This window comes from Nocardioides solisilvae, from assembly GCF_003194625.1.
GTDB lineage: Bacteria > Actinomycetota > Actinomycetes > Propionibacteriales > Nocardioidaceae > Nocardioides > Nocardioides solisilvae.
The window spans coordinates 148,849-173,615 of record NZ_QHKX01000004.1 but is presented as its reverse complement, the minus strand read 5'-3'; the positions used below and the strand labels follow the sequence as shown (position 1 = coordinate 173,615).

Annotated in this window: 23 protein-coding genes and 1 pseudogene; 12 read left to right on the top strand and 12 right to left on the bottom strand. The window is 73.3% G+C overall.

Annotation, left to right across the window (positions count from 1 at the left end; genetic code table 11):
- Window position 1: 1 nt before the first annotated feature.
- Genes rapZ through DNK53_RS16065 form a run of 3 tightly spaced genes read right to left on the bottom strand, consistent with a single transcriptional unit; the run spans window position 2 to window position 3,270 of the window.
- Entirely contained in the window at window positions 2–865 is an 864-nt protein-coding gene (gene rapZ, locus DNK53_RS16075; protein ID WP_110183342.1) for an RNase adapter RapZ, read from the bottom strand.
- Entirely contained in the window at window positions 865–2,829 is a 1,965-nt protein-coding gene (gene uvrC, locus DNK53_RS16070) for an excinuclease ABC subunit UvrC (RefSeq protein WP_110183341.1), read from the bottom strand. Before uvrC ends, rapZ begins: the two co-directional genes overlap by 1 nt.
- Before the next feature lie 15 nt (window positions 2,830–2,844).
- A complete protein-coding gene (locus tag DNK53_RS16065; RefSeq protein WP_239456594.1) occupies window positions 2,845–3,270 on the bottom strand; it encodes a Rieske (2Fe-2S) protein in 426 nt (141 codons plus the stop codon).
- Window positions 3,271–3,403: 133 nt separating this feature from the next.
- On the opposite strand from DNK53_RS16065, the gene DNK53_RS16060 reads away from it, so the two are divergent.
- A complete protein-coding gene (locus tag DNK53_RS16060) occupies window positions 3,404–4,693 on the top strand; it encodes a tetratricopeptide repeat protein (RefSeq protein WP_110183340.1) in 1,290 nt (429 codons plus the stop codon).
- 15 nt (window positions 4,694–4,708) lie between these two features.
- Here the strand turns inward: DNK53_RS16060 and uvrA are convergent, their stop codons facing one another.
- Window positions 4,709–7,564, bottom strand: a complete 2,856-nt coding sequence (gene uvrA / locus DNK53_RS16055) for an excinuclease ABC subunit UvrA (protein ID WP_110183339.1) — start codon at window positions 7,562–7,564, stop codon at window positions 4,709–4,711.
- A gap of 121 nt (window positions 7,565–7,685) precedes the next feature.
- Here uvrA and DNK53_RS16050 point away from each other — a divergent pair, with 121 nt between their 5' ends.
- The 5 genes and pseudogenes from DNK53_RS16050 to DNK53_RS16035 all read left to right on the top strand — a co-directional run bounded on the left by DNK53_RS16050 (window position 7,686) and on the right by DNK53_RS16035 (window position 10,465).
- Window positions 7,686–8,375 carry a maleylpyruvate isomerase family mycothiol-dependent enzyme gene (locus DNK53_RS16050; RefSeq protein WP_162599986.1) on the top strand — a complete coding sequence of 230 codons (690 nt, stop codon included), beginning with the start codon at window positions 7,686–7,688 and terminating at the stop codon, window positions 8,373–8,375.
- Between the two features lie 73 nt (window positions 8,376–8,448).
- Window positions 8,449–9,129, top strand: coding sequence for an MBL fold metallo-hydrolase (locus tag DNK53_RS16045; RefSeq protein WP_110183338.1), 681 nt, complete (start codon window positions 8,449–8,451; stop codon window positions 9,127–9,129).
- 16 nt (window positions 9,130–9,145) lie between these two features.
- Window positions 9,146–9,505: pseudogene (locus DNK53_RS17880) on the top strand (thioredoxin family protein); the annotation flags it as partial.
- Window positions 9,488–9,805 (top strand): rhodanese-like domain-containing protein, encoded by a 318-nt coding sequence (locus DNK53_RS18215; protein ID WP_420846511.1) that lies wholly within the window; start codon window positions 9,488–9,490, stop codon window positions 9,803–9,805. The pseudogene DNK53_RS17880 and the gene DNK53_RS18215, both read left to right, overlap by 18 nt.
- 30 nt (window positions 9,806–9,835) lie before the next feature.
- On the top strand, window positions 9,836–10,465 hold the full coding sequence (locus DNK53_RS16035; protein WP_110183336.1) for a sulfotransferase family 2 domain-containing protein: 630 nt from the start codon (window positions 9,836–9,838) through the stop codon (window positions 10,463–10,465).
- Here the strand turns inward: DNK53_RS16035 and DNK53_RS16030 are convergent.
- Window positions 10,450–11,043: a flavin reductase family protein gene (locus tag DNK53_RS16030; RefSeq protein ID WP_110183335.1), complete on the bottom strand. Its 594-nt coding sequence runs from the start codon at window positions 11,041–11,043 to the stop codon at window positions 10,450–10,452. The two genes, DNK53_RS16035 and DNK53_RS16030, sit on opposite strands and share 16 nt — an antisense overlap.
- On the bottom strand, window positions 10,955–12,562 hold the full coding sequence (locus DNK53_RS16025; RefSeq protein ID WP_239456593.1) for a potassium/proton antiporter: 1,608 nt from the start codon (window positions 12,560–12,562) through the stop codon (window positions 10,955–10,957). The genes DNK53_RS16030 and DNK53_RS16025 overlap by 89 nt, the downstream gene beginning before the upstream one ends.
- A gap of 137 nt (window positions 12,563–12,699) precedes the next feature.
- Between DNK53_RS16025 and DNK53_RS16020 the strand changes: the two genes are divergently transcribed.
- Genes DNK53_RS16020 through DNK53_RS16005 form a run of 4 tightly spaced genes read left to right on the top strand, consistent with a single transcriptional unit; the run spans window position 12,700 to window position 16,282 of the window.
- Complete coding sequence (locus DNK53_RS16020; RefSeq protein WP_162599985.1) at window positions 12,700–13,680, top strand: sensor histidine kinase; 981 nt, start codon at window positions 12,700–12,702, stop codon at window positions 13,678–13,680.
- Complete coding sequence (locus DNK53_RS16015) at window positions 13,677–14,333, top strand: response regulator (protein WP_110183332.1); 657 nt, start codon at window positions 13,677–13,679, stop codon at window positions 14,331–14,333. The genes DNK53_RS16020 and DNK53_RS16015 overlap by 4 nt, the downstream gene beginning before the upstream one ends.
- A 24-nt stretch (window positions 14,334–14,357) precedes the next feature.
- Window positions 14,358–15,605 (top strand): alpha/beta hydrolase, encoded by a 1,248-nt coding sequence (locus tag DNK53_RS16010; protein WP_110183331.1) that lies wholly within the window; start codon window positions 14,358–14,360, stop codon window positions 15,603–15,605.
- Window positions 15,606–15,616: 11 nt separating this feature from the next.
- Window positions 15,617–16,282 carry a class I SAM-dependent methyltransferase gene (locus DNK53_RS16005; RefSeq protein WP_239456592.1) on the top strand — a complete coding sequence of 222 codons (666 nt, stop codon included), beginning with the start codon at window positions 15,617–15,619 and terminating at the stop codon, window positions 16,280–16,282.
- Here the strand turns inward: DNK53_RS16005 and DNK53_RS16000 are convergent.
- The 3 genes from DNK53_RS16000 to DNK53_RS15990 are packed head-to-tail and all read right to left on the bottom strand — an operon-like array spanning window position 16,247 to window position 19,314.
- Window positions 16,247–17,350, bottom strand: coding sequence for a prenyltransferase/squalene oxidase repeat-containing protein (locus tag DNK53_RS16000; RefSeq protein ID WP_110183330.1), 1,104 nt, complete (start codon window positions 17,348–17,350; stop codon window positions 16,247–16,249). The genes DNK53_RS16005 and DNK53_RS16000 overlap by 36 nt on opposite strands.
- A complete protein-coding gene (locus tag DNK53_RS15995; protein WP_110183567.1) occupies window positions 17,340–18,059 on the bottom strand; it encodes a class I SAM-dependent methyltransferase in 720 nt (239 codons plus the stop codon). The genes DNK53_RS16000 and DNK53_RS15995 overlap by 11 nt, the downstream gene beginning before the upstream one ends.
- Window positions 18,046–19,314: a glycosyltransferase family 4 protein gene (locus DNK53_RS15990; RefSeq protein WP_110183329.1), complete on the bottom strand. Its 1,269-nt coding sequence runs from the start codon at window positions 19,312–19,314 to the stop codon at window positions 18,046–18,048. Before DNK53_RS15990 ends, DNK53_RS15995 begins: the two co-directional genes overlap by 14 nt.
- Before the next feature lie 159 nt (window positions 19,315–19,473).
- Here DNK53_RS15990 and DNK53_RS15985 point away from each other — a divergent pair, with 159 nt between their 5' ends.
- Complete coding sequence (locus DNK53_RS15985) at window positions 19,474–20,103, top strand: TetR family transcriptional regulator (protein WP_110183328.1); 630 nt, start codon at window positions 19,474–19,476, stop codon at window positions 20,101–20,103.
- Between the two features lie 66 nt (window positions 20,104–20,169).
- On the opposite strand, the gene DNK53_RS15980 is transcribed toward DNK53_RS15985, so the two are convergent.
- Window positions 20,170–21,141, bottom strand: a complete 972-nt coding sequence (locus DNK53_RS15980) for an NAD(P)/FAD-dependent oxidoreductase (protein WP_110183327.1) — start codon at window positions 21,139–21,141, stop codon at window positions 20,170–20,172.
- A 166-nt stretch (window positions 21,142–21,307) separates the two neighbouring features.
- On the opposite strand from DNK53_RS15980, the gene DNK53_RS15975 reads away from it, so the two are divergent.
- Complete coding sequence (locus tag DNK53_RS15975) at window positions 21,308–21,979, top strand: potassium channel family protein (RefSeq protein WP_110183326.1); 672 nt, start codon at window positions 21,308–21,310, stop codon at window positions 21,977–21,979.
- A 73-nt stretch (window positions 21,980–22,052) separates the two neighbouring features.
- Here DNK53_RS15975 and DNK53_RS15970 read toward each other — a convergent pair whose 3' ends face one another.
- Together DNK53_RS15970 and uvrB are read right to left on the bottom strand one after the other, a co-directional pair.
- The gene (locus DNK53_RS15970; RefSeq protein ID WP_110183325.1) at window positions 22,053–22,502 is read right to left on the bottom strand and encodes a VOC family protein; all 450 of its coding nucleotides are present in this window, start codon (window positions 22,500–22,502) and stop codon (window positions 22,053–22,055) included.
- Window positions 22,499–24,631: an excinuclease ABC subunit UvrB gene (gene uvrB, locus DNK53_RS15965; protein WP_110183324.1), complete on the bottom strand. Its 2,133-nt coding sequence runs from the start codon at window positions 24,629–24,631 to the stop codon at window positions 22,499–22,501. Before uvrB ends, DNK53_RS15970 begins: the two co-directional genes overlap by 4 nt.
- Between the last annotated feature and the right edge of the window lie 136 nt (window positions 24,632–24,767).

The following is a 24,767-nucleotide window of genomic DNA, read 5'->3' as shown; positions in this document are numbered from 1 at the left end:
GTCACTCCCGCCCGAGGTCGCGGTGGACCGCGCGGACGTCGTACCCCGCCGCGGCGAGCCGGGAGACCACCTCCTCCGTCATCGCGACGCTGCGGTGCTTGCCCCCGGTGCAGCCGACCGCCACCGTCATGAAGCGCTTCCCCTCGCGCAGGTAGCCCGTCGCCGCGATCTCGAGCACCGGCAGGTAGCCGGTGAGGAACTCGGCGGCCCCGGGCTGGCTGTGCACGTAGTCGGCGACCCGCACGTCGCGGCCGTTGTGGGGGCGCAGCTCGGGGATCCAGTACGGGTTGGGCAGGAACCGCATGTCGGCGACGAAGTCGGCGTCGACGGGGATGCCGTACTTGAACCCGAACGAGACGACCTGCACCTTGAGCTTGCGGGCCTCGGAGGAGCCGAAGTGCTCGGCGATCCGGTCGGTCAGCTGGTGCACGTTGAGCGCGGTGGTGTCGATGACGAGGTCCGCCCCGCCGCGGATCTCCTCCAGGACGCGGCGCTCCCGCTCCAGGCCGTCGATCAGCCGCCCGCTCCCCTGGAGGGGGTGGGGGCGGCGCACGGCCTCCTGGCGGCGGACCAGCACGTCGTCGCTGGCGTCGAGGTAGACGAGGCTGGTCGGGCGGCCGGTCGCCTGCTGGTGCCGGTTGGCCGCGAGGCCGGTGAAGAACGAGCCCGACCGGACGTCGACCACGACGGCGATCGGCTGGCCGGTGCCGCGGCTGTCGTCGACGAGACGGACCACGTCGCGCACCAGCGTCGGCGGGAGGTTGTCGACGACGAAGTAGCCGAGGTCCTCCAGCTCCTTGGCCGCGGTGCTGCGGCCCGCGCCCGTCATGCCGGTGATGATCACCAGCTCGGCCGGCTGCTCCATCAGTCCTCCTCGATCTCGCCCGTGGCGGTGTTGATCCGGGGTGCCGACCCCCGGGCGGGGGCGGCGGCCACGGCCTCCTTGATGGCCGTCGCGGTGGCCGGGCCGATGCCGGGCACCTGGGCGATCTGCTCGACGTCGGCCAGTCGCAGCTTCTTCAACGACCCGAAGTGTCGCAGCAGCGCCTTGCGCCGCACCTCGCCCAGCCCGGGTACGTCGTCCAGCACGCTCTCCACCATCGTGGCCGACCGACGCGCCCGGTGGTGCGCGATCGCGAACCGGTGGGCCTCGTCGCGCACCCGCTGCAGGAGGTAGAGGCCCTCGCTCGTCCGGGGCAGGATCAGCGGATCCTCCTCGTCGGGCACCCACACCTCCTCGAGCCGCTTGGCGAGCCCGCAGACCGGCACGTCGTCGATCCCGAGCTCCGCCAGCGCCCGACGGGCGGCCGCGACCTGGGGCGGGCCGCCGTCGACCACGACGAGCCCCGGCGCGTAGGCGAACTTGCGGGGTCGGCCGGTGTCGGGGTCGACCAGCATCGGGCCGGCCTCGGTGACCACCTCGGTGGAGCGTGCCTGCTCGTCCAGGAGCCGTTGGAACCGCCGCGTGATCACCTCGTGCATCGACGCGACGTCGTTCTGGCCGTCGACGCCGCGGATGACGAACCTGCGGTACTCGCCCTTGCGCGGCAGCCCGTCCTCGAAGACCACCATGGAGGCCACCACCTCGGTCCCCTGCAGGTTGGAGACGTCGTAGCACTCGATCCGCAGCGGCGCCTCGTCGAGGCCGAGCGTCTTCTGGATCTCCTCGAGCGCCAGGTTGCGGGTGGTGAGGTCGCTGGCCCGCTTGGTCTTGTGCAGCGCCAGGGACTGCGCGGCGTTCCGCGCCACCGTCTCCATCAGGGCCCGCTTGTCCCCGCGCTGCGGGACCCGGACCTGGACGCGTCCGCCGCGCAGGGAGGTGAGCAGCTCCTCCATCGTCGCGGCGTCCTCGGGGAGCTCGGGGACGAGGACCTCGCGGGGGATCGACTCGCGCTCGCCGCCGTAGAGCTGGAGCAGGAACTCCTCGACGAGGTGCGGCGTGCCGCCCTCGGCCATCCGGTCGGCCACCCAGCCGCGCTGGCCGCGGATCCGGCCGCCGCGCACGTGGAAGACCTGCACGGCCACCTCGAGCGGGTCCTCGGCCAGCGCGACCACGTCGGCGTCGGTGCCGTCGCCGAGCACCACGGCCTGCTTCTCCAGCGCCTTGTTGAGCGCCCCGAGGTCGTCGCGGAGGCGGGCCGCCTTCTCGTAGTCCATCGCCTCGGAGGCGGCGTACATCTCCCGCTCCACCCGCTTGACGAAGGCGGTGGTGCTGCCTGCCATGAAGTCGCAGAAGTCGTCGACGATCCGCCGGTGCTCCTCGGCGCTCACCGAGCCGACGCACGGGGCGCTGCACTTGTCGATGTAGCCCAGCAGGCAGGGGCGGCCGATCTGGGCGGACCGCTTGAAGACCCCGTTGCTGCAGGAGCGCATCGGGAAGACCCGCAGCAGCAGGTCGACGGTCTCGCGGATCGCCCAGGCGTGGCCGTAGGGGCCGAAGTAGCGGGTGCCCTTCTTCTTGGCACCGCGCCCCACCATCACCCGGGGGAACTCCTCCCCGACCGTCACGGCCAGCCACGGGTAGGACTTGTCGTCGCGGTACTTGACGTTGAACCGGGGGTCGAACTCCTTGATCCAGGAGTACTCGAGCTGGAGCGCCTCGACCTCGGTCCGCACGACCGTCCAGTCCACGCTCGCGCCCGTCGTCACCATCGAGGCCGTGCGCGGGTGCAGGTTGCCGATGTCCTGGAAGTACGACGAGAGCCGGGCGCGGAGGTTCTTCGCCTTGCCGACGTAGATCACGCGCCCGCGCCGGTCCCGGAAGCGGTAGACCCCGGGCTGCGTCGGGATGGTCCCGGCGGCAGGGCGGTACGACGCGGGCTGGGCCATGCGACAACCCTACGTTCAGACCGCGGTGATGCTGTCCCCGGAGACCTCGATCTCGACCTTCTGCAACGGGGCCGTGGCCGGACCCTCCAGGACCGATCCGTCCTCCAGGGAGAAGCGGCTGCCGTGGCAGGTGCACGGGATGACGCCGTCGCTGCTGGAGGAGACCGCGCAGCCCTGGTGGGTGCAGACCGACGAGAAGCACCGGAACTCCCCCTCCGTCGGCTGGGTGACCACGACCTTCTCGTCGGGGAAGACCGCGCAGCCGCCCACGGGCACCTCGGAGGTGGTGGTGAGCACGTCCCCCGCCTGCGCCTCGGGCGCGGTGTCCACGGGCGCGTCGTCGCCGCCGCAGGCCGCCAGCAGCGGGGCGCCGACGCCCACGGCCACGGCGCCGGAGAGGGCGTGCCGCCTGCTGAGGCCGGTGCTGCCGTCTGTGCTCACGATGACTCCTCCGCTGGTGGTCGCTGCGTGAGGGAGGGTAGCGCGCCCACCCCCGCCCCCACCGCGGCACGGCCGGCGGCGCGACGCGCAGGTGCCGCCGCCACCACCATGTTGAGTGAGTTACTCTTCTTTCATGCCGTGCCGCGACCCCTTCGGACTCCCCCTCACCACGGGACCCGAGGCTGCCGACGCCTGGTCCGACGGGCTGCTGCGCCTGCTGGCCCTGCAGGCCGGGGGCGCGGAGCTCGTCTCCCGGTCGCTCGCGCTCGACCCGACCTTCGCGCTCGGGCACGCCACCCTCGCGCTGCTGGCCCATGAGAGGTGCCTGCCGGTCGACCTGCCCGCCCGGATGCGCGACGCCGAGCTGCACGCTCGCCGCGGCAGCGACCGGGAGCGCTCGCACGTCCACGCGGTGCTGAGCCACGTGCGGGGGGACAGCCGCCCGCTGCTGCGCCACCTGGTCGAGCACCCGACCGACGCCCTGCTGCTGGACATGGCGGTGCCGACCATCGCCTTCGCCGGGGTGACCGAGGTCCCGGAGCAGGCCTGGGCGCTGGTCGAGGGTGCCGCCCCGGCGTACGGCGACCACTGGTGGGCGCAGGGACTGCTCGCCTTCGTGCGCCAGGAGCAGGGCCGCTTCGACGAGGCCATGGACCTCTCCTGCCGCTCGCTGGCCGTCACCCCCGCGGCGGGCCACTCGGCGCACGCCCGCGCGCACGACCACTACGAGACGGGCGACCACGGGGCGGGGCTGCGGTGGATGGACTCCTGGGTGACCGGGGAGGGGCGCGACACCCTCAGCCTCAGCCACTTCAGCTGGCACGCCGCCCTGCACGAGCTGAGCCTCGGCGACACCGACGCCGAGCGCCGACGCCACGACGCCCAGCTGCGACCCGACCGGGCGCTGGGGTGCCGGGCCCTCGTCGACACCGGCTCCCTGCTGCTGCGCTGGGCCCTGACCGCCGACGGGGAGAGGGTGCCGGGGCTGGAGGAGGTCGTCGAGGCGGCCGGTCGCGACGCGCTCACCCGTCCGTCGACCCCGTTCCTCGCCATGCACTCCGCCGTCGTGCTGCTGGCCGTCGGGGACGTCGAGGGGCTCCGCAGCCTGGCCCGGCACAGCGAGCGGCACGACCACCCGGTCCATCGCGAGGTGGTGGCTCCCGTCGTGCACGCCTTCGTCCTGCTCGTCCGGGGGCTGCCCGGCCTGGCCGCCGACTGCCTGGAGGCGGTGGCGCACCGCACGTGGCGGCTCGGCGGCTCCGACGCCCAGCGCGAGGTGCTGGAGGAGGTGAGGATCGCGGCGCTGCTGCGGGCCGGGCGGCTCGCCGAGGCCGCCTCGCTCCTCGACGCCCGCCTCGACCGCCGCGACTCGCCCCGGGACCGTGCCTGGCGCCGGCGCTGCACCGCCGCCCCCGAGGGGTGACGGCAGCGGCTCCGCTCAGCTGCGGAGCACGCCCTCCAGCAGCGGCGCCAGGAAGCGGCCGGTGTGGCTGTCGGGGTGGGCGGCCACCTGCTCCGGCGTGCCCTCGGCGACCACGAGGCCGCCGCGCGACCCGCCCTCGGGGCCCATGTCGACGATCCAGTCGGCGGTCTTGATGACGTCGAGGTTGTGCTCGATCACCAGGACCGTGTTGCCCTGGTCGACCAGCCGGCCCAGCACCAGCAGGAGCTTGCGGATGTCCTCGAAGTGCAGGCCCGTGGTGGGCTCGTCCAGGACGTAGAGCGTGCGCCCGGTGGAGCGCTTCTGCAGCTCGCTGGCGAGCTTGACCCGCTGCGCCTCGCCACCCGAGAGGGTGGTCGCGGGCTGACCCAGCCGGACGTAGCCGAGCCCGACCTCGGTGAGGGTCTTCATGTGCCGCGCGATCGGCGGGACCGCGGCGAAGAACTCGGCCGCCTCCTCGATCGGCATGTCCAGCACGTCGGCGATGGTCTTGCCCTTGTAGTGGACCTCGAGGGTCTCCCGGTTGTAGCGCGCCCCGTGGCAGACCTCGCACGGGACGTAGACGTCGGGGAGGAAGTTCATCTCGATCTTGATCGTGCCGTCGCCCTGGCACGCCTCGCAGCGGCCGCCCTTGACGTTGAAGGAGAACCGGCCCTGGAGGTAGCCGCGCACCTTCGCCTCGGGGGTCTGGGCGAAGAGCTTGCGCACGTGGTCGAAGACCCCGGTGTAGGTCGCCGGGTTGCTGCGCGGGGTGCGGCCGATGGGCGACTGGTCGACGTGGATGACCTTGTCGACCTGGTCGACACCCGTGATGGTGCGGTGCCGGCCGGGGACGGTCCGGGCGTTGTAGACCTGCTTGGCCAGCGACGTGTAGAGGATGTCGTTGACCAGGGTCGACTTGCCGGAGCCCGAGACGCCGGTGACCGCGACGAACATCCCGAGCGGGAACGCCACGTCGACGTTGCGGAGGTTGTGCTCCTTGGCCCCCTTCACCACGAGCTCGCGGCCCTTGGTGCGGGGCCGACGGACGTCGGGGACCGGGATCTCCCGGCGCCCCGACAGGTAGAGGCCCGTCGAGGAGTCGGGGTGCTCCAGCAGCCCCTGGACCGAGCCCGAGTGGACGACCTGCCCGCCGTGCTCCCCCGCGCCGGGCCCGATGTCGACGACCCAGTCGGCGGCCCGGATCGTGTCCTCGTCGTGCTCGACGACGATCAGGGTGTTGCCGAGGTCGCGCAGCCGGACCAGCGTCTCGATGAGCCGCATGTTGTCGCGCTGGTGGAGCCCGATCGACGGCTCGTCGAGGACGTAGAGCACGCCCACCAGCCCGGCGCCGATCTGGGTGGCCAGCCGGATCCGCTGGGCCTCGCCGCCCGACAGCGACCCCGAGGGCCGGTCGAGGGAGAGGTAGTCGAGGCCGACGTCGAGCAGGAACTGGAGCCGCTCCTGGATCTCCTTGAGCACCCGCTCCGCGATCTGCCGCTCCCGGGCGCTGAGCTCCACCGAGCGCAGGAAGTCGGCCGTCTCGTTGATCGGCAGGGCGCAGAGCTCGGCGATCGAGAGCCCGCCGACCGTCACGGCCATGGAGACCGGCTTGAGCCGGCTGCCCGCGCAGGCGGGGCACGGCACCTCTCGCATGAAGCCCTCGAAGCGCTCCCGGCTGGTGTCGGTCTCGGCGTCCTGGTGCCGGCGCTCGATGTACTGGCTGACGCCCTCGAACTCCGCGTAGTAGGAGCGCTGGCGGCCGTAGCGGTTGCGGGTGACCACGTGGACCTTGGTGGGGTGGCCGCGCAGGATCGCCTTGCGTGCCTTCGCGGGGAGCTGCTCCCACGGCGTGTTGAGGTCGAAGCCCAGCTCCTCGCCGAGCGCGCCCATCAGCCGCAGGAAGTAGTCGGCGACGTGCGCGCCGCTCCACGGCTGGATCGCCCCCTCCCCCAGCGTCGCCTGCGGGTCGGGCACGACCAGCTCGGGGTCGACCTCCATCCGGGTGCCGATGCCGTGGCACTCGGGACAGGCGCCGAACGGGGAGTTGAACGAGAACGAGCGCGGCTGCAGGTCGTCGGTGTCGATGGGGTGCTCGTTGGGGCAGGCCATCCGCTCGGAGAAGCGGACCTCCCGCCCGGGGTCCTTCTCGTCGAGGTCGACGAAGTCGAGCACCAGCAGGCCGTCGGCGAGCCGCAGCGCGGTCTCGACCGAGTCGGTGAGCCGTCGCTTCGCGCTGGCCTTGACGGCGAGCCGGTCGACCACCACCTCGATCGTGTGCTTGCGCTGCTTCTCCAGCGTCGGCGGGGCGTCGAGCTGGTGCGTCTCGCCGTCGACGCGCGCCCGGCTGAACCCCTGGGACTGCAGCGCCCGGAAGAGCTCGACGTACTCGCCCTTGCGACCGCGGACGACCGGCGCGAGCACCTGGAACCGCCGCCCCTCCTCCATCGCCAGCACCTTGTCGACGATCTGCTGCGGGGTCTGCCGCTCGATGGGCGCACCGCACGTGGGGCAGTGCGGCCGGCCCGCCCGGGCGTACAGCAGGCGCAGGTAGTCGTAGACCTCGGTGATGGTGCCCACGGTCGAGCGCGGGTTCTTCGAGGTCGACTTCTGGTCGATCGAGACGGCCGGGGAGAGCCCCTCGATGAAGTCCACGTCGGGCTTGTCCATCTGGCCGAGGAACTGCCGGGCGTAGGCCGAGAGCGACTCGACGTACCGGCGCTGGCCCTCGGCGAAGATCGTGTCGAACGCGAGCGACGACTTGCCGGAGCCGGAGAGACCGGTGAAGACGATGAGGGAGTCCCGCGGGAGGTCCAGCGAGACGTCCTTGAGGTTGTGCTCCCGGGCGCCCCGGATGATGAGCTGGTCGGTCACAGAGAGATCCCCACACGTCGTTCGAACACGTGTTCGCCATGGTACCAAGGGGACGCAAGCAGAGGGCACCTCGCGGCAGCGGGGGCTGACCGCGCAGCCGGGCGCGGTGTTCAATGTCACCATGCGCGTGCTCGAGCTGCTGCGGTGGGAGACGGCCAGGCTGGTGCGCAGCGTCGACTCCCTCGACGACGACCGGCTCGCGGGGCCGTCGCTGCTCCCGGGGTGGTCGCGGGCCCACGTGGTCGCCCACCTCGCCCTCAACGCCGAGGGGCTGGCGCGAGCCCTCGAGGGCCTGCGCCAGGGCGCCCCGGTCCCCCAGTACGACTCGGCCGAGGCCCGCGCCCGCGACATCGAGGTCCTCGCCGCCGCCCGTCCCGCCGACCTGAGGGACCGCTTCCTCGCCAGCACCACCACGCTCGTGGACGCCCTGGCGGCGCTCCCCGCCGAGATCCGGGACGGGCTGCTCGAGCAGCGTCCGGGCGGGCCATCGTACCGGGCGGGCGACGTGCCGGCCAAGCGGGTGACCGAGGTCGTGCTGCACCACGTCGACCTCGACGCCGGGCACGGCCTGCGCGACATCCACCCCGAGGCGGGCGGGGTGGTCCTCGACCTGCTCGGCCCCCGCCTGGCCCGGATGGGCGCCCTTGAGCTGCACGCCACCGACCTCGACCGGCACTGGGCAGGCGACGCCGGTCCCGGCGGGACCGTCGTCTCCGGCCGGGCGGCGGAGATCGCCTGGTGGCTGAGCGGTCGCGGGACCGTCGCCGACCTGCAGGTCGACGGCGACCTCCCCGAGGTGCGGCCCTGGTGAGCGCCGGTCCCCCGACCCCCGACCCCGAGACCGCACCCCCCGACACCCGTTGCCCGACACCCAGGAGGACCCGATGGAGCCCGACGCGTACGACGGCAGGGTCGAGCCCGGCGGTCCCCCGCAGACGCGCCGGCTGGCCACCCTGGAGGTGACCAAGCTCGCCGTCGACCCCGAGATGTCCAACAACTGCTACCTCCTGCGCTGCCGGGCGACCGGTGAGCAGCTGCTGGTGGACGCGGCGGCCGAGCCCGACCGCCTGCTCGAGCTGGTGGGCGACGGGGGGCTCACGACCGTCGTCACCACCCACCCGCACTGGGACCACCACCGGGCCCTGGCCGCGGTGGTGGCCGCCACGGGGGCAGAGGTCCTCGTGGGCGCCCCCGACGCGGCCGCCGTGACCGAGCAGACGGGGGTCGCCGTCGACCGGGAGCTGCACCACGGCGACCGGGCGCGCGTGGGACAGGTCGCGCTCGAGGTGCTGGCCGTCGCCGGGCACACCCCGGGTTCGGTCTGCCTGCGCCACGACGACCCCGGTGGCCACCCGCACCTGTTCACCGGGGACAGCCTCTTCCCCGGCGGGGTGGGGGCGACGTTCGGCGACGCCGCCGCCTTCGCCCAGCTCGTCGACGAGGTGGAGCAGAAGGTCTTCGGCACGCTCCCCGACGAGACCTGGTTCTACCCCGGCCACGGCGCGGACGGCCGGCTGGGCGACGAGCGGCCCCACCTGCCGGAGTGGCGGGCCCGCGGGTGGTGACGGGTAGCGTCGAGGCATGACGACCCGAGAGCTGACCGGTCAGGACTTCGAGGCGACGGTCACCGCGCCCGGCATCGTGCTGGTCGACTTCTGGGCCGCGTGGTGCGGCCCGTGCCGCCAGTTCGCCCCCGTCTACGAGGCGGCCTCCGAGGCCCATCCCGACATCGTCTTCGCCAAGGTGGACACCGAGGCGGAGCAGGAGCTGGCCGCGATGGCCCAGATCACCTCCATCCCGACCCTGATGGCGTTCCGCGACGGCATCCTCGTCTTCTCCCAGCCCGGGGCCCTCCCGCCGCCCGCGCTGGCCCAGCTGATCGAGGGCGTCCAGGGGCTCGACATGGACGACGTGCGTCGCCAGCTGGCGGAGGTCGAGGCCGGCGAGCTCGACCTCGACAGCTTCGCCGCCGCCCACGCGGAGGGCGGGTTCGTGCTCGACGTCCGCGAGGACGACGAGTTCCGGTCGGGCCACGTCCCGGGCGCCCACCACGTCCCGATGCAGGAGGTGCCCGACCGCCTGGACGAGCTGCCCCGCGACCAGCGGGTGCACGTCATCTGCCGCAGCGGCTCCCGCAGCCGCCAGGTCGTCGACTACCTGCGCTCCCAGGGGGTCGACGCCGCCAACGTCGCCGACGGGACGGGCGGCTGGGCGGCCCGCGGGTGGCCGCTGGAGCGCTAGTCCACCCCGGCCCGGCGCTACCCTGCTCCGGTGCTGATCTCCGACGCCCACCGGCTGCTCTTCATCCACGTCCCGAAGACCGGCGGCGTCACGGTGGAGACCGTCGTCCGCGAGGGCGCGGACGACCTGCGCGACCTCGGTCCGCGGCGCCACCCCCGGCTGCGCTGGGTGCTGCAGCAGGAGCCCGCCCTGGTGGACTACTGGACGTTCGGCTTCGTGCGGAACCCGTGGAGCCGGATGGTCTCGTGGTGGTCGATGATCGACCGCTGGAACCACCGGCTGGGTCCCGCCTCGGGCAAGCCGCAGGTCGAGCAGGACGGCCCGCGCGGCGGGAACCCCCTGTGGCGGGCCGTCGCGGCGTACGCCGACTTCGAGGAGTTCGTCCTCCGCGGCACGGTCGAGCACGAGCGGCTGGCCACCCCGCAGGTCGACTTCCTCGCGACCCCCCGCCGCCGGGCCGACCACATCGGGCGCACCGAGCGGCTCGCCGCCGACCTGGCGGTGGTGCAGCGTCGGCTCGGCCTGCCCGAGACCGAGCCGCCCCGCCGCAACACCTGGAGCGTCGGCCCCTGGCAGGACTTCTACGACGACCGGACCCGTCAGCGGGTCGCCGAGGTCTACGCCAAGGACGTCGCGGAGTTCGGCTACACGTTCGGCTGACCGGTCGCCCCGGGCCCGGCGGCGACGTCCACCGGCTCCGTCGGTCCGGTGCTCCCGTAGCCCCCGCGGAAGTAGAGGAGCCCCTCCCCCTCGCGGTCCACCTGCAGGTGCTGCACGCGACCGACCACGACGTGGTGGTCGCCGCCGTCGTGCACCGCCTCGACCGTGCAGTCGAGGTGGGCCAGCACGCCGGCCAGGACGGGGCTGCCGCTGTGCGCGGAGGGCGCCCACGCGACCTCGGCGAACTTGTCGATCCCGCGACTGGCCATCACGTGCGACACCTCGGCCTGGTCGGCGGCCAGGACGTTGACGCAGAACGCGCCGGTCCGCGCGATCAGCGGCCAGGCCCGGGACGCCCGCGAGGGACAGAAGAGCACCAGCGGCGGGTCGAGCGAGAGGCTGGTGAAGCTCTGGCAGGTGAGCCCCACGGGGACGCCCCCGCTGGTGCCCGTCACGACGGTGACGCCGCTGGCGAACCGCCCCAGCACCTCACGGAACCGGTCGCGGTCCCCGTCGTCCGGGGAGTCCGGGAAGACGTCGTCGTCCGGCTGCCAGCTCCGCCGTCCGTACGTCGTCATGGCCCCCATTCTTCACGGTGCCCGGTTGGCCGGTGCCCGCGGGACGCCCGCCGTCCAGCCAGACGGCCAGCCGGCCGTCCCGGCTGATCGCGTGCAGGCGGCGCTCGGTCTCTCGCCGCACGTGGTCGGGGACCACGAGCAGCAGCTGGTCCCCGGCCCGCAGCGACGTGTGCCGGCCCGGGGTGCTCACCTGCCCGTCGCGGGCGACCAGCGCGAGGACGGCGGCCGGCGGGAGCCGGAGGTCGTCGGCGAAGACGCCGACGAGGCGGGACCCCTGCGGGACCTCGAACTGCAGCAGGCTGGCGTCGATCGACTCCAGCGGGGCCGACTCCACCTGGATCTCCTCGGCCCGCTCCACGACGACCCCGGTGCGCCGGGCCAGCCACGGCAGGGACGGCGCCTGGATCAGGACGAAGCTGGTGACCAGGAGGAAGACCACGTCGAAGACCCGCTCGGCCTCGGGCAGCCCCTGGGTGATGGGGATCGTGGCCAGCACGATGGGCACGGCCCCGCGCAGGCCGGCCCACGAGATGAAGACCTGGTGGCCCCACGGGACCCGCCACCAGGCGGCACAGAGCGCGACCGAGAGCGGCCGGGCCACGAAGGTCAGCCCCACTCCCACGATGAGGGCGGGGACCACGGCCTCGGGCAGCCGCGACGGGCTGGCGAGGAGCCCGAGCAGCACGAAGAGCCCGATCTGGGCCAGCCAGCCCATCCCGTCCGCGAAGCCCGCGGTGACCTGGCGGTGCGGGAGGGAGGCGTTGCCGAGCCACATCCCGGCCACGTAGATCGCCATCAGGCCGCTGCCGCCCGCCACCCCGGCGGCGGCGAACGCGAGGAACATGATGGCGAAGGTGGCCAGCGGGTAGAGGCCGGCGGCCGGCAGGGCGCTGCGCGACAGCAGCCACTGCCCGGCCCACGCCACCGCGAGGCCGGTGACGAGGCCGGTGACGAGCTGGAAGAGCACGAGGCCGGCGATCTCCAGCCCCTGCGCCTCGTACCATGCGTCGCTGGCCACCACCGTCACGAGGATGATCACCGGCGGGTCGTTGAAGCCCGACTCGGCCTCGAGCGTGGCCCTGATCCGGGGCCGCACCGGGAGGCGGCGCATGATCGAGAAGGTGGCGGCGGCGTCGGTCGACCCCACGACGGCCCCCAGCAGCAGGGCCGTCCGCACGTCGACGTCCAGGCCGACGTAGGCGATGGTCGCGGTCACGGCGACGCTGATCGCCACCCCCGCCGTGGCCAGCAGCCCGGAGAGCCCCACGACCGGCCGGATCACGTCCCACCGCGTGCTGAAGCCGCCCTCCGCCAGGATCACGGCCAGCGCCAGGGTGCTGAGCACCATGGTGAGCTGGAGGTCCTCGAACTCCAGGCCGAGACCGGCCTCGCCGATGGCCAGCCCGATCACGAGGTAGAGCAGGAGGCTGGGCAGGCCCGCGCGCGCGGACACGCGGACGGCCGCCACTCCCGAGAGGAGGACGAGGCTGGCGGCGCCGATGGCGAAGTTCAGGTCCATGCTGTCGCACATGGTTCCGGTCCGGGCCGCCCCGCGACATGGGATCCCGTCCCCACGTCGGTCGCGGTGCCGGCCGGTCGGGCACCCGGCACCACCCCGCGTGGACACCCGGCGCGCTCCCGGTGGAGGCTTGCGCCATGTCCCCGCCGGCCGCGACACCGCTCTCCACCCGGGTGGCGCTCACCCTCGCGGTGCTCCTGGGCCTGGGCGCCGCCGCCCTGGCGCTCACCCCGGCCCACGTGTCGCCGCGGACCCGGGCCTCCGAGCTCGCGGTGCTGGCCGCGGGCGCCCTGCTCCTCGTGGCGGCCGGCACCTGGCTGGTACGACGGGTGCTCGCGCCCCTCGACCGGCTCCCCGCCCAGCTCGACCACGCGCGGTCCAGCGAGCCGCTCGAGCGGCTGCCCACGACCGCCCCCGGCCTCGCGGGCCGCCTCGCCCACTCGGTCAACGACCTGCTCGACCGGATCGAGGAGAGCCGCCGGGAGAACGCCGTCGCCGCGCTCGCCGCCCAGGAGGCCGAGCGCAGCCGGATCGCCCAGAACCTGCACGACGGGGTGGGCCAGTCGCTGACGGCGGTGCTGCTCGAGCTGACGGCGCTGGGCGCCGACGCACCCCCGGAGCTGCAGGACCGGCTGGAGCGACTGCGCGAGGGCGTCCGGGCGAGCCTGGACGAGGTCCGGTCGGTCGCGCGGCACCTGCGCCCCCACGTCCTCGAGGACCTCGGCCTGCGCAGCGCCCTGGCCGCGCTCACCAACGACCTCTTCGGCACCGGTGACGTGCTCGTCCGGCGCGGCGTGCTGCCCGGCCTGCCCCCGCTCGGCGACGAGCTGGAGCTCGTCGTCTTCCGGGTGGCGCAGGAGGCGCTGACCAACGTCGCCCGGCACGCCGAGGCGCGGACGGTCGAGATGCACCTCGGCCTGCAGGGCGACCTGCTCGAGCTCACGGTGGCCGACGACGGCCGCGGCACCGCGGGTCGGGCGGAGGGCGTCGGCACGCGCGGCATGCGCGAGCGCGCCGCGCTCGTCGGCGGCACTCTGGAGGTCGCCGCGCGCGACGGCGGCGGCACCCGGGTGACGCTCCGCGTCCCGCTCCCCAGCCGGACGGAGCCGACCCCGTGACGACCGGGGTCGCGCGGGTGCTGCTGGCCGACGACCACGCGCTGGTGCGCCGGGGGGTGCGGATGATCCTCGACGCGGAGCCCGACCTCGAGGTGGTCGCGGAGGCCGCCGACGGGGCGGAGGCCGTGGCCGAGGTCCGTCGGGTCCCCCTGGACCTCGTCGTGCTGGACGTGGCGATGCCGCGCCTCACCGGGCTCCAGGCCGCGCGCGAGATCTCCCGGCGCACCGACCCGCCCCCGATCCTGCTGCTGTCGATGCACGACAACGAGCAGTACTTCTTCGAGTCCCTGCGCGTCGGCGCCTGCGGCTACGTCCTCAAGTCGGTGGCCGACCGGGACCTGGTCGCCGCCTGCCGGGCGGCGCTGCGCGGGGAGTCGTTCCTCTACCCGCAGGCCGAGAGCGTTCTGGTCCGCGACTACCTGCAGCGGCTGCGGCGCGGCGAGCGCCTCCCCCGGGCCGTCCTCACCGCCCGCGAGGACGAGGTCGTCAAGCTGATCGCGGAGGGCCACTCGTCCCGCGAGATCGCCCGGCTCCTCACGATCAGTCCCCGTACGGTTGAGCGGCACCGGGAGAACATCCTCGGCAAGCTCGGGATGCGGGACCGCACCGAGCTCACCCGCTACGCCATCCGGGTCGGGCTGATCGAGCCCTGACAGGGCGCCCGTAGCATCCGCGACGTGTCCTTCCTCCGCCGCCAGCTCGTGACCGCTGCCCTCACGGCCAACGCCCTGCGCCCGCCACGCGGCTTCCGGCGCGGTGTCGGGGCGTTCCCGGCGGGGTGGCTGACCGGGGAGCTCGCCCCGCACCTGCTCGCGTGGACGGTGGTGGACGCGGCCGCCCACCTGGCCCGGCGGCGTACGACGGGCGACCGCGTCGCCCTGGCCCTCGCGGCTGCCTCGACGCTCGGGCTGGCCCGGCTGGTGCAGCTGGGCGGCCGGACCCGCGAGGAGGTCGAGGCCGCGCTGGTGGAGGGGCTGGGCGTGGACTACGTCGAGCAGCTGGACGCGCCACCGACCCCGGCCGACCTGGCCGTCCCGTGGCGCTCGGTGCTGACCCCGTTCCGGATGGGCGACGTGCGGGTTCGGGTCGAGCGCGACATCCCCTACGTCGAGGGCGGGCGCCGCGGCCACCTCGACGTCTACCGGCCGGTCGAGCCGCACGACCTGCGCGGAGCGCCCGTGCTGGTGCAGGTGCACGGCGGTGGCTGGACCGTCGGCCGCAAGGACCAGCAGGGGGTCCCGCTCATGCAGCACATGGCGGCGAAGGGATGGGTCTGCGTGGCGGTCAACTACCGCCTGGCCCCGCGGCACCCCTTCCCCACGCAGCTGGTCGACGTGAAGCGGGCGCTGGCCTGGGTGCACGAGCACGTCGCCGAGCACGGGGGCGACCCGGCGTACGTCGTGGTGACCGGCGGGTCCGCGGGCGGCCACCTGGCCGCGATGGCCGCCCTGACCCCCGGCGACGCGCGCTACCAGCCGGGTTTCGAGGAGGCCGACACCAGCGTGCGGGCCGCCGTCCCGGTCTACGGCGTCTACGACTTCGCCGGGGCCACCGGGCTGCGCAGCGTCGAGCTGATGCGCGACCTCTTCCTCGCTCCCCGGGTCCTGCGGAAGAGGTTCCGGGACGACCCCGAGGCCTTCGAGGCCGCCTCCCCGATCCTGCGGATCACCCCGGAGGCTCCCGACTTCCTCGTCGTCCACGGCCGGGACGACTCCCTGGTCGACGTGCGCCAGGCCCGGGCCTTCGTCGCGGCGCTGCGCCGGGAGTCGCGCGCCTCCGTCGTCTACGCCGAGCTCACCGGCGCCCAGCACGCGTTCGACGTCTTCCACTCGATCCGCTCGGCCCACGTGGTCCGCGCGGTCGAGCGGTACCTGTCGTGGCACTGGAACCGGTACCGGCTGGGGCTGCCGGTGGAGGCGTCGTGAAGGATGCGCGCATGACGACCACGACCATGCCGCCCGAGCTGCTCGCCCTCGCCCGCGAGGTGAAGGGGTTCATGCCCGAGGAGGAGGGCCTGCTCCTGCACCGGTACGCGCTGGAGCGGCTGCCCGAGGGCCCGGCCCTCGAGGTCGGCAGCTACTGCGGCAAGTCGGCCGTCCACCTCGGCGCCGCGGCGCTGGCCGTCGGCGGGACGGTCTTCACCGTCGACCACCACCACGGCAGCGAGGAGAACCAGGCCGGCTGGGAGCACCACGACCCCGAGGTGGTCGACCCGGCGACGGGCCGGATGGACACCCTCCCCTTCCTCCGGCGCACCCTCGAGCGAGCCGGCCTGGAGGAGCACGTCGTGGCGGTGGTGGGCCACTCCGCCACGGTCGCCCGGCACTGGCGCACCCCGCTGTCCCTGCTCTTCATCGACGGCGGCCACGCCGAGGAGCACGCGCAGAACGACTACGCCGGCTGGGCGCCCTGGGTGCAGCCGGGCGGGATGCTCGTGATCCACGACGTCTTCCCCGACCCCGCGGACGGCGGCCAGCCGCCGTACCACGTCTTCCTCCGCGCGCTCGGGAGCGGCGAGTTCACCGAGGTGGAGGCGCTGGGCTCGATGCGGGTGCTGCGCCGGACCTCAGGGACGCCCGGCGTGCTCCGCGGAGTCGGCTGACCGGCACCCGCACTCGAGGCCGATCTCGTCGAACCTCGCCAGGGTGGTGCCCCGCATGATGTCGGCGCCCGGCGTGGTGCCGGAGAGCTGGTCGGCGGCCAGCACGACGGCGGCCGCGGTGTACGTCGTGTGCTCGACCGGCCAGTTCACCTCGTCGGGGTAGACGTACCCCGTCCAGTACCGGCCCCCGGTGTCCCGCAGGTGCTGCATCTCGGTGAAGAGCCGCAGGGCGCGGGCGCGGTCCCCCAGGGCCTCGAGCGCCATCACGAGCTCGCAGGTCTCGGCCCCGGTGACCCAGGGGTTGCTGGAGATGCAGAGGATGCCGAGGTCGGGGACCACGAAGGTCCCCCACCGCTCCTCGACGAGGTCGAGCCCGGCCCGGCCACGCACCGCTCCGCCGAGGACCGGGTAGTACCAGTCCATCGAGAACTCGGACTTGTCCAGGAAGAGGTCGCGGTGCTCGCGCAGCGCGTGGCCCAGCCGGCCACCGGCCAGCTCCCACCCGGGCTGCGGCTCGCCCACGAGGTCGGCGAGGGCGACCCCGGCGGCCAGGGCGTGGTGGATGCTCGAGGAGCCGGCCACCAGCGCCTCGGCGTTGACGCGGCCGGGCACGCCGTCGGCGTACTCCTGCGACCAGGCGATGCCGCCGAACGGGAGCTGCTGCGACACGACCCAGTCGAGCCCGCGACGCACCGCCGGCCAGAAGCGGGCCACGAACGCCGGGTCGCGGCGGACCAGCCAGTGGTGCCACACGCCGACCGCGAGGTAGGCCGACATGTTGGTCTCGCCGCTCTCGTCCTCGACGACGCCCTCCACGACTTTCATCGGCCAGGAGCCGTCGGGGCGCTGCACCTCCAGCGTCCACTCGTAGGCGCGCTCGGCGGCCTCGACCTCGCCGCCGACGAGGAGCGCCATGGCCGCCTCGACGTGGTTCCAGACGTCGGTCTTGTCCCCCGGCGTCCAGGGGATCGCGCCGCTGGGCTCCTGCATGGCCGCGATCGACGCGGCCGTCTCGGCGACCTGGTGCGCCGTCAGGACGCCCGGGACCTCGGGGACCTCAGGCGACATCGGGCTTCGTGAAGTAGAGCACCATGCTCTTGCCGATCAGCGGGTCCAGGACCCGACCGGCCCACTGCAGCACCTTGGGCTGCTCCATGATCTCCCACACGAGGAGCTTGTGGTAGGCCTTGGCCAGCGGGTGCTCGTCGTTGTCGACGCCCACCGCGCACTTGATCCACCAGTACGGCGAGTGCAGGCCGTGGGCGTAGGCAACGCCGTCGTGGCGCAGCCCGGCCTTGCTGATCTTGTCGACCAGCTCCTTGTCGGTGTAGATCCGGATGTGGCCGCCGGGGGTGTTGTGGTAGTCGTCGGAGAGCTTCCAGTTGATGACCTCGGGCAGCCACCGGGGCACCGACACCGCGAGGGTGCCGCCCGGCCGGAGCACCCGGACCAGCTCGTCGATCGCCTGGATGTCGGCGGGGATGTGCTCGAGCACCTCGGCCGCCACGACGCGGTCGAACTCGCCGTCGCCGAAGGGCAGCGCGAGGGCGTCACCCTCCTTGACGTCGGCCTCGGCACCGTCGGGCACCTCGCCGGCCTCCTTCATCGCGACGAAGAGGTCGCGGACGTTGGAGAGCTCGTCGGCGTCTTGGTCGAAGGCGACGACGTCGGCCCCGCGGCGGTACATCTCGAAGGCGTGGCGGCCGGCGCCGCAGCCCATGTCGAGCACCCGGTCGCCGGGGCGCAGCCCCAGCCGGTCGAAGTCAACGGTCAGCACGGGTCTCCCTCTCGTCGGACCGCTCGGCCCGGTAGTCGTCGATCGCTTCCTCGTACGCCGCGGCGGTCGCCTTGGCGACCGCGCGCCAGCTGAACATGTCCATGACGCGCTGGCGCCCGGCGCTGCCCATCCGCTCCCGGCGCTCGGGGTCGTCGAGCAGGGCGCCCAGCGCCTCCACCAGCTCGCCGACGTCGCCGGGGGTGACCAGGTCGGCGCACTCGCCGTCGGGCCCGACCACCTCGGGGATCGCCCCGGCGCGGGAGACCACGAGCGGGGTCGCGCAGGCCATCAGCTCGGCCGTCGGCAGCGAGAACCCCTCGTAGAGCGACGGGACGCAGGCCACCTCGGCCGAGCCCATGATCTCCACGAGCTCGGAGTCGGAGACGCCGTGCACGAACCGCACGGAGTCACCGATGGCGAGGGTGTCGATGAGCTGCTCGGTGCGGCCCCCCGGCACGGGCTTGGTGACCAGCAGCAGCTCGACGTCGCGCTCGGTGCGGAGCTTGGCGAAGGCCTCGAGCAGCGTCGCGATCCCCTTCATCGGGGCGTCGGCGCTGGCCATCGCCAGGATCCGGCCGGGCACCCGCGGCTTCGTCGGGGGCACGAAGACGTCGTCGACGCCGAGGAGGATGACCTCGAGCCGGGCCGGGTCGATGCCGAAGTCGCGCACGATGTCGCGCTTGGAGGACTCCGACGGGGTGAGGATCTTGCGTGCCTGCCGGGCGACCTTCACCTGCATCCGCAGGAAGCCGTACCAGCGGCGCAGCGAGAGCCTCTTGCGCAGGGTGGGGGCCGCGGCGATGTCGATCCGCTTGTCGAAGGTGATCGGGTGGTGGAGTGTCGTGACGAGCGGGAGCCCCATCTTCTCCACCTCGAGCATCCCGTAGCCGAGGACCTGGTTGTCGTGCACCACGTCGAAGTCGTCCACCCGGTCCTTCAGCAGGCGGGCGACCCGGGTGCTGAACGTCTTGGGCTCGGGGAACCCGGCGGTGCACATCGTGAGGAACTCCTCGACGTCCACCAGGTCGCGGAACTCGCGCAGCCTCGGCACCCGGAAGGGGTCGGGCTCGCGGTAGAGGTCCAGCGACGGGACCTTGGTCAGCCGCACGCCCTCGTCGAGGACGGGGTACGGCTGGCCGGAGAAGACCTCCACGTCGTGGCCGAGGGCGACCAGCTCGCGGCTGAGGTGCCGGACGTAGATGCCCTGACCACCACAATGTGGCTTGCTCCGGTAGGACAGCAGTGCAACTCGCATCGCCAGGGCCTTCCTACGACAGGTGAAACGAGTTTCTATCACGTCCCACGGTTGGTACCGTCTGCACCCGGTCAACGGACGCGCCCCGGGCGCTGTTCCGCGCCGACCTGAGTGCTGGGTCACAGCCGGGGCGTCGGACCACGGGGAGCTGGGGGTTCCATGGAGGCCGGGAACGGGCAGTCGGACGCCGGACGCGCGGGGTCGTCCCCCGCGACGGGAAGCACCTCCCGCGAGGACTCCCGCCTCGAGCGCCGCCGCCGGATCCTCGCGACCACCCGGGAGCTGGCCCGCGCCGGCGGGTACGACGCGGTGCAGATGCGGGCGGTCGCCGACGGGGCCGACGTGGCACTGGGGACCCTGTACCGCTACTTCCCCTCCAAGACCCACCTGCTCGTGGAGGTGCTGGAGGAGGAGCTGGTCGGGGTCCGCGAGCGGCTGGCGGAGGCGCCGGTCGCGGGGGCGACCGCGGCCGACCGGGTCGTCGCCGTCCTGCACGCGGCGGGAGCCGACCTGCAGGGGGACCCGCGCCTCACCGAGGCCGTGACCCGCGCCTTCATGTTCGCGGACCACACGGTCAGCGAGCCGATCCACCGGGTCCTGGACCTGTTCACCGGCCTGGTGGCCGGGGCCATCCGGCGCGGCGACCCCTCGCCCGAGGACCGTGCGCTGGCCGAGGTGGTCGCCGACCTGTGGTTCGCCGCCATGGTGGCGTGGGTCAACGGCCGGCTGGACGACGCCGGGACCAGCGCCCGGATGGAGGCCGCCGTCCGCCTCGTCCTGCGGGACTGAGGGACTGGGCTGGACTGGGGCTGGGGCCGAGGGACTCCCCGCTGCCGGTGTCGCCGTGGGAGCGGATCAGCCCTCGCTGGAGTGGCCCGGGAAGACGTGCGCCTCGGGGTCGAGGGTGACGGCGGCGTTGTTCACCGCGGTCGCCGCCTCGCCGAAGCCGACCGCGATCAGGCGGACCTTGCCGGGGTAGTCGGTCACGTCGCCGGCGGCGAAGACCCGAGGCAAGTTCGTCCGCATCGCGGAGTCCACCACGAGGTGCCGCTTGGAGGTGGTGAGGCCCCACTCCTGCAGGGGGCCGAGGTCGGCCACGAACCCGAGGGCCGCCACGACCGCCTGGCAGGGCAGGGTCAGTGGCTCCTCGCCGTCGACGACGACCTCGACCTCCTCGAGCCGGTCGCCGCCGCGCAGCGCGGTGACCTGGGCCCGGGTGACGAGCCCGACGCGCGAGGCGCGCACCTGCTCCACCGTCCGCTGGTGCGCCCGGAAGGCCTCGCGACGGTGGACCAGCGTCACGGAGCGTGCCAGCGGCTCGAGGTGGAGGGCCCAGTCGAAGGCGCTGTCGCCGCCGCCGACCACGACGACGTCCTTGTCCCGGTAGGGCTCGAAGCTGGGCACGAAGAACGCCAGGCCGCGGCCGAGCCAGCCCTCGCCCGCCGGCAGCGGCCGCGGGCTGAACTTGCCGATCCCGGCGGTCACCAGCACCGCCCCGGCCCGCACGGTGGTGCCGTCGTCGAGCCCGACCAGCACGTGGTCGTCGTGGTGCTCCAGGGTGGTCGCGGTCCGCTCCAGCAGGTAGGTGGGCGACGCCGTGGCCGCCTGCTCCACCAGCCCCGCCACGAGGTCGCGCCCCTTGACGCGCGGGAAGCCGGCGACGTCGAGGATCGCCTTCTCGGGGTACATCGCCGTCACCTGTCCGCCCAGCTCGGGGAGCGAGTCGACGACGGCGACCCGCAGGCCCCGGAAGCCGGCGTAGTAGGTCGCGAAGAGCCCCGTGGGCCCGGCTCCCAGCACCAGGAGGTCGGTCTCGACGAGGCTCATGGACGGTCCTTCCGTCAGCGCTGGCAACCCCGACCGGGGTCCGGTGGGTCAGGTATAGCACCCGGCGGCGACGCGCGCGGGGAGACGAGCCGCAGGCCTGCGCGCAGTAGCCTCACGCCATGCCAGGCCGTGCCGTCACCGCGACCACCGTCCCCCGGACCGCACCGTGAAGCCCGCCCCCCTCCTCCGCGTCGTCCGCACGCACCCGTCGGCAGGCCTGCTGGCGGCCCAGCTGACGGCCGTCCTGGCCTACCCGTTCTTCGACCACACCGCGCTGGGGCGCGGGGCGCTGGGCGTCCTCAACATGGTGGTCGTCCTCGCGGCGGTGGTGGCCGTGCGCCGTACCCCGGCCTTCGGCTGGGTCGCCGTGGTGCTCGGCGGCCCGGCGCTGGTCCTCACCCTCCTGGAGGCGAACCTGCCCGACCAGGGCGGGGTGGTGCTGGCCTCGGCGGTGCTGCACGCGCCCTTCTACTTCTACGTCTCGTACGCGCTGATCCGCTACCTCTACGAGGACGAGCGCGTCACCCGCGACGAGCTCTTCGCGACCGGCGCCGCCTTCACCGTGGTGGCCTGGGCCTTCGCCCACGTGTTCGCCGCCGTCCAGGTGGTCTGGCCGGGCTCGTTCGGCGCACCCGAGGGCGACCCCCTGCCGTGGTTCGACCTCCTCTTCCTGTCGTTCACCACCCTGACCAGCGTCGGGCTCTCCGACGTGCTGCCCGTGGCCGACCACGCCCGGTCGGTCGTCATGGTGGAGCAGGTGACGGGCGTGCTCTACGTCGCCCTCGTGGTCTCCCGGCTCGTCGGGCTGACCGTCGCCCGGGCCCGCAGCGGCTCCTGAGGGATCCCGCCCGTCCCGGCCTGGCCAGACCTGTCCCGGCCCGGCACGTCCCGGCACGTCCCGGCCCGGCACGTCAGTCGAGGCAGAACTCGTTGCCCTCGGGGTCGGCCATCACGAGGTAGCCGTCGCTCCCCGGCTCCTCCCCCGCCTCCGACCGGCGGAGGCGGGTCGCGCCGAGCGCGACGAGCCGCTCGGCCTCGCCCTCCAGGACCGCCAGCGCCTCCTCACCGGTGACTCCCGCCGCCGCCCGGACGTCGAGGTGGACCCGGTTCTTGGCCGTCTTGGACTCGGGGACTTGCTGGAAGAACAGGCGGGGCCCCGACGCCCCCTCCGGCGGCACGATCGCCGACTTCGAGCCCCGCGCCTCGGGCGGCACGCCCCACGCGTCGAGCGCCTCGTCCCAGTCGGCGAAGGGAGGCGGGGCCGGCTGGAGCCGGTAGCCCAGGGCCTCGGCCCAGAACCGGGCGAGCCGGTCGGGGTCGTGGGCGTCGAACGTCACCTGGATCTCGCGCAGCGCACTCATCTGGTCGCCTCCATCATCTGGCGCAGCTCCTTCTTGAGGTCGCCGATCTCGTCGCGCAGCCGGGCCGCGACCTCGAACTGCAGCTCGGCGGCCGCGGTCCGCATCTGCTCGGTCAGCTGCTGGATCAGCTCGGCCAGGTCGGTGGAGGGGATCCCGGCCGTGTCGGGGAGGTTCTCGTGGAGCTCGGCGGTCTTCATCCTCGACAGGCCGGGGACCGGCGCCTTCTTGGACTTGTCGCCCCGGGCCCCGGTCCCCTGCCAGGTCGCCAGCAGCTCGGCGGTGTTCTCGTCCTCGCGCGCGAGCATCTCGGTGATGTCAGCGATCTTCTTGCGCAGCGGCTGCGGGTCGATCCCGTGCTCGCGGTTGTAGGCGACCTGCTTCTCGCGGCGCCGGTTGGTCTCGTCGATCGCCGCCTCCATGGAGGGCGTGATCTTGTCGGCGTACATGTGGACCTGGCCCGAGACGTTGCGGGCGGCGCGGCCGATCGTCTGGATCAGCGACTTGTCGGAGCGCAGGAAGCCCTCCTTGTCGGCGTCGAGGATCGCCACGAGGGAGACCTCGGGGAGGTCGAGCCCCTCGCGGAGCAGGTTGATGCCGACGAGGACGTCGTACTCCCCCATCCGCAGCTCGCGCAGCAGCTCGATCCGGCGCAGCGTGTCCACCTCGGAGTGCAGGTAGCGCGTCCGGATCCCGGCCTCGAGCAGGTAGTCGGTGAGGTCCTCCGACATCTTCTTGGTCAGCGTGGTGACCAGGACCCGCTCGTTCTTCGCCGTCCGCTCGCGGATCTCGTGGATCAGGTCGTCGATCTGGCCCTTGGTGGGCTTCACCACCACCTCGGGGTCGACCAGGCCGGTGGGCCGGATGATCTGCTCGACCGCGTGCTCGACGCCGCCGACCCGGTCCAGCTCGTAGTCGCCGGGGGTCGCGGAGAGGTAGATCGTCTGCCCGATCCGCTCGAGGAACTCCTCCCACTTGAGCGGGCGGTTGTCCATGGCGCTGGGCAGCCGGAAGCCGTGGTCGACGAGGTTGCGCTTGCGCGACATGTCGCCCTCGTACATGCCGCCGATCTGCGGCACCGCGACGTGGGACTCGTCGACGACGAGCAGGAAGTCCTCGGGGAAGTAGTCCAGGAGGCAGTTCGGCGCCGAGCCGGGCTGGCGGCCGTCGATGTGCATCGAGTAGTTCTCGATCCCCGAGCACGAGCCGACCTGGCGCATCATCTCGACGTCGTAGGTGGTCCGCATCCGCAGCCGCTGCGCCTCCAGCAGCTTGCCCTGCCGCTCGAAGGTCGCCAGCTGCTCGGCGAGCTCGTGCTCGATCCCCTGGATCGCCCGCTCCATGCGCTCCGGTCCGGCGACGTAGTGGGTGGCCGGGAAGACGTAGAGCTCCTCGTCCTCGGTGAGCACCTCGCCGGTGACCGGGTGGAGCGTCATCAGGCGCTCGATCTCGTCGCCGAAGAACTCCACCCGGACCGCCATCTCCTCGTACACCGGGAAGATCTCGAGCGTGTCCCCGCGGACCCGGAAAGTGCCGCGGGTGAAGCTCATGTCGTTGCGGGTGTACTGGATGTTGACCAGCTGCCGCAGCACCTGGTCGCGGTCGTGCTCCTGCCCCACCTTGAGCCGGATCATCCGGTCGACGTACTCCTGCGGGGTGCCGAGGCCGTAGATGCAGGAGACGGTGGAGACGACGATGACGTCGCGCCGGGTGAGCAGCGAGTTGGTGGCGGAGTGCCGCAGCCGCTCCACCTCCTCGTTGATGGAGGAGTCCTTCTCGATGTAGGTGTCGGTCTGGGGGACGTACGCCTCGGGCTGGTAGTAGTCGTAGTAGGAGACGAAGTACTCGATCGCGTTGCCCGGGAAGAGCTGACGCAGCTCGTTGGCGAACTGCGCCGCGAGCGTCTTGTTGGGCTGCAGGACGAGCATCGGGCGCTGCACCTGCTCGGCCACCCACGCCACCGTGGCCGTCTTGCCGGTGCCGGTGGCGCCGAGCAGGACGACGTCCTGGACGCCGTCGCGGATCCGTCGGCTGATCTCGGCGATGGCCGAGGGCTGGTCGCCCGAGGGCGAGTAGTCGGACTCCACCCGGAACGGGGCGACACGGCGCTCGAGGTCGGTCACTGGACGCATGCGTCGAGCCTACGCGCGCCCTCCGACAGTCCTGGTGGTCCTAGCCGGTCCACCCCGCCACGCGGGGGCGTCGCGTGACGCTCGACACGGTTGGGGGCTTTCGGTCACGCAGGTGCCCGCCGCTGCCTAGGTTCAC

Coding starts and splice junctions, on each gene's coding strand:
- DNK53_RS16030 (WP_110183335.1), bottom strand. CDS start 11,043: ATGACGACGTACGGACGGCGGAGCTGGCAGCCGGACGACGACGTCTTC.
- uvrC (WP_110183341.1), bottom strand. CDS start 2,829: ATGGCCCAGCCCGCGTCGTACCGCCCTGCCGCCGGGACCATCCCGACG.
- rapZ (WP_110183342.1), bottom strand. CDS start 865: ATGGAGCAGCCGGCCGAGCTGGTGATCATCACCGGCATGACGGGCGCG.
- DNK53_RS16025 (WP_239456593.1), bottom strand. CDS start 12,562: ATGGACCTGAACTTCGCCATCGGCGCCGCCAGCCTCGTCCTCCTCTCG.
- DNK53_RS15980 (WP_110183327.1), bottom strand. CDS start 21,141: ATGAGCCTCGTCGAGACCGACCTCCTGGTGCTGGGAGCCGGGCCCACG.
- DNK53_RS15970 (WP_110183325.1), bottom strand. CDS start 22,502: ATGAGTGCGCTGCGCGAGATCCAGGTGACGTTCGACGCCCACGACCCC.
- DNK53_RS16050 (WP_162599986.1), top strand. CDS start 7,686: ATGCGCGTGCTCGAGCTGCTGCGGTGGGAGACGGCCAGGCTGGTGCGC.
- DNK53_RS16005 (WP_239456592.1), top strand. CDS start 15,617: ATGACGACCACGACCATGCCGCCCGAGCTGCTCGCCCTCGCCCGCGAG.
- DNK53_RS16045 (WP_110183338.1), top strand. CDS start 8,449: ATGGAGCCCGACGCGTACGACGGCAGGGTCGAGCCCGGCGGTCCCCCG.
- DNK53_RS16000 (WP_110183330.1), bottom strand. CDS start 17,350: ATGTCGCCTGAGGTCCCCGAGGTCCCGGGCGTCCTGACGGCGCACCAG.
- DNK53_RS16060 (WP_110183340.1), top strand. CDS start 3,404: ATGCCGTGCCGCGACCCCTTCGGACTCCCCCTCACCACGGGACCCGAG.
- uvrB (WP_110183324.1), bottom strand. CDS start 24,631: ATGCGTCCAGTGACCGACCTCGAGCGCCGTGTCGCCCCGTTCCGGGTG.
- DNK53_RS15990 (WP_110183329.1), bottom strand. CDS start 19,314: ATGCGAGTTGCACTGCTGTCCTACCGGAGCAAGCCACATTGTGGTGGT.
- DNK53_RS15985 (WP_110183328.1), top strand. CDS start 19,474: ATGGAGGCCGGGAACGGGCAGTCGGACGCCGGACGCGCGGGGTCGTCC.
- DNK53_RS16020 (WP_162599985.1), top strand. CDS start 12,700: ATGTCCCCGCCGGCCGCGACACCGCTCTCCACCCGGGTGGCGCTCACC.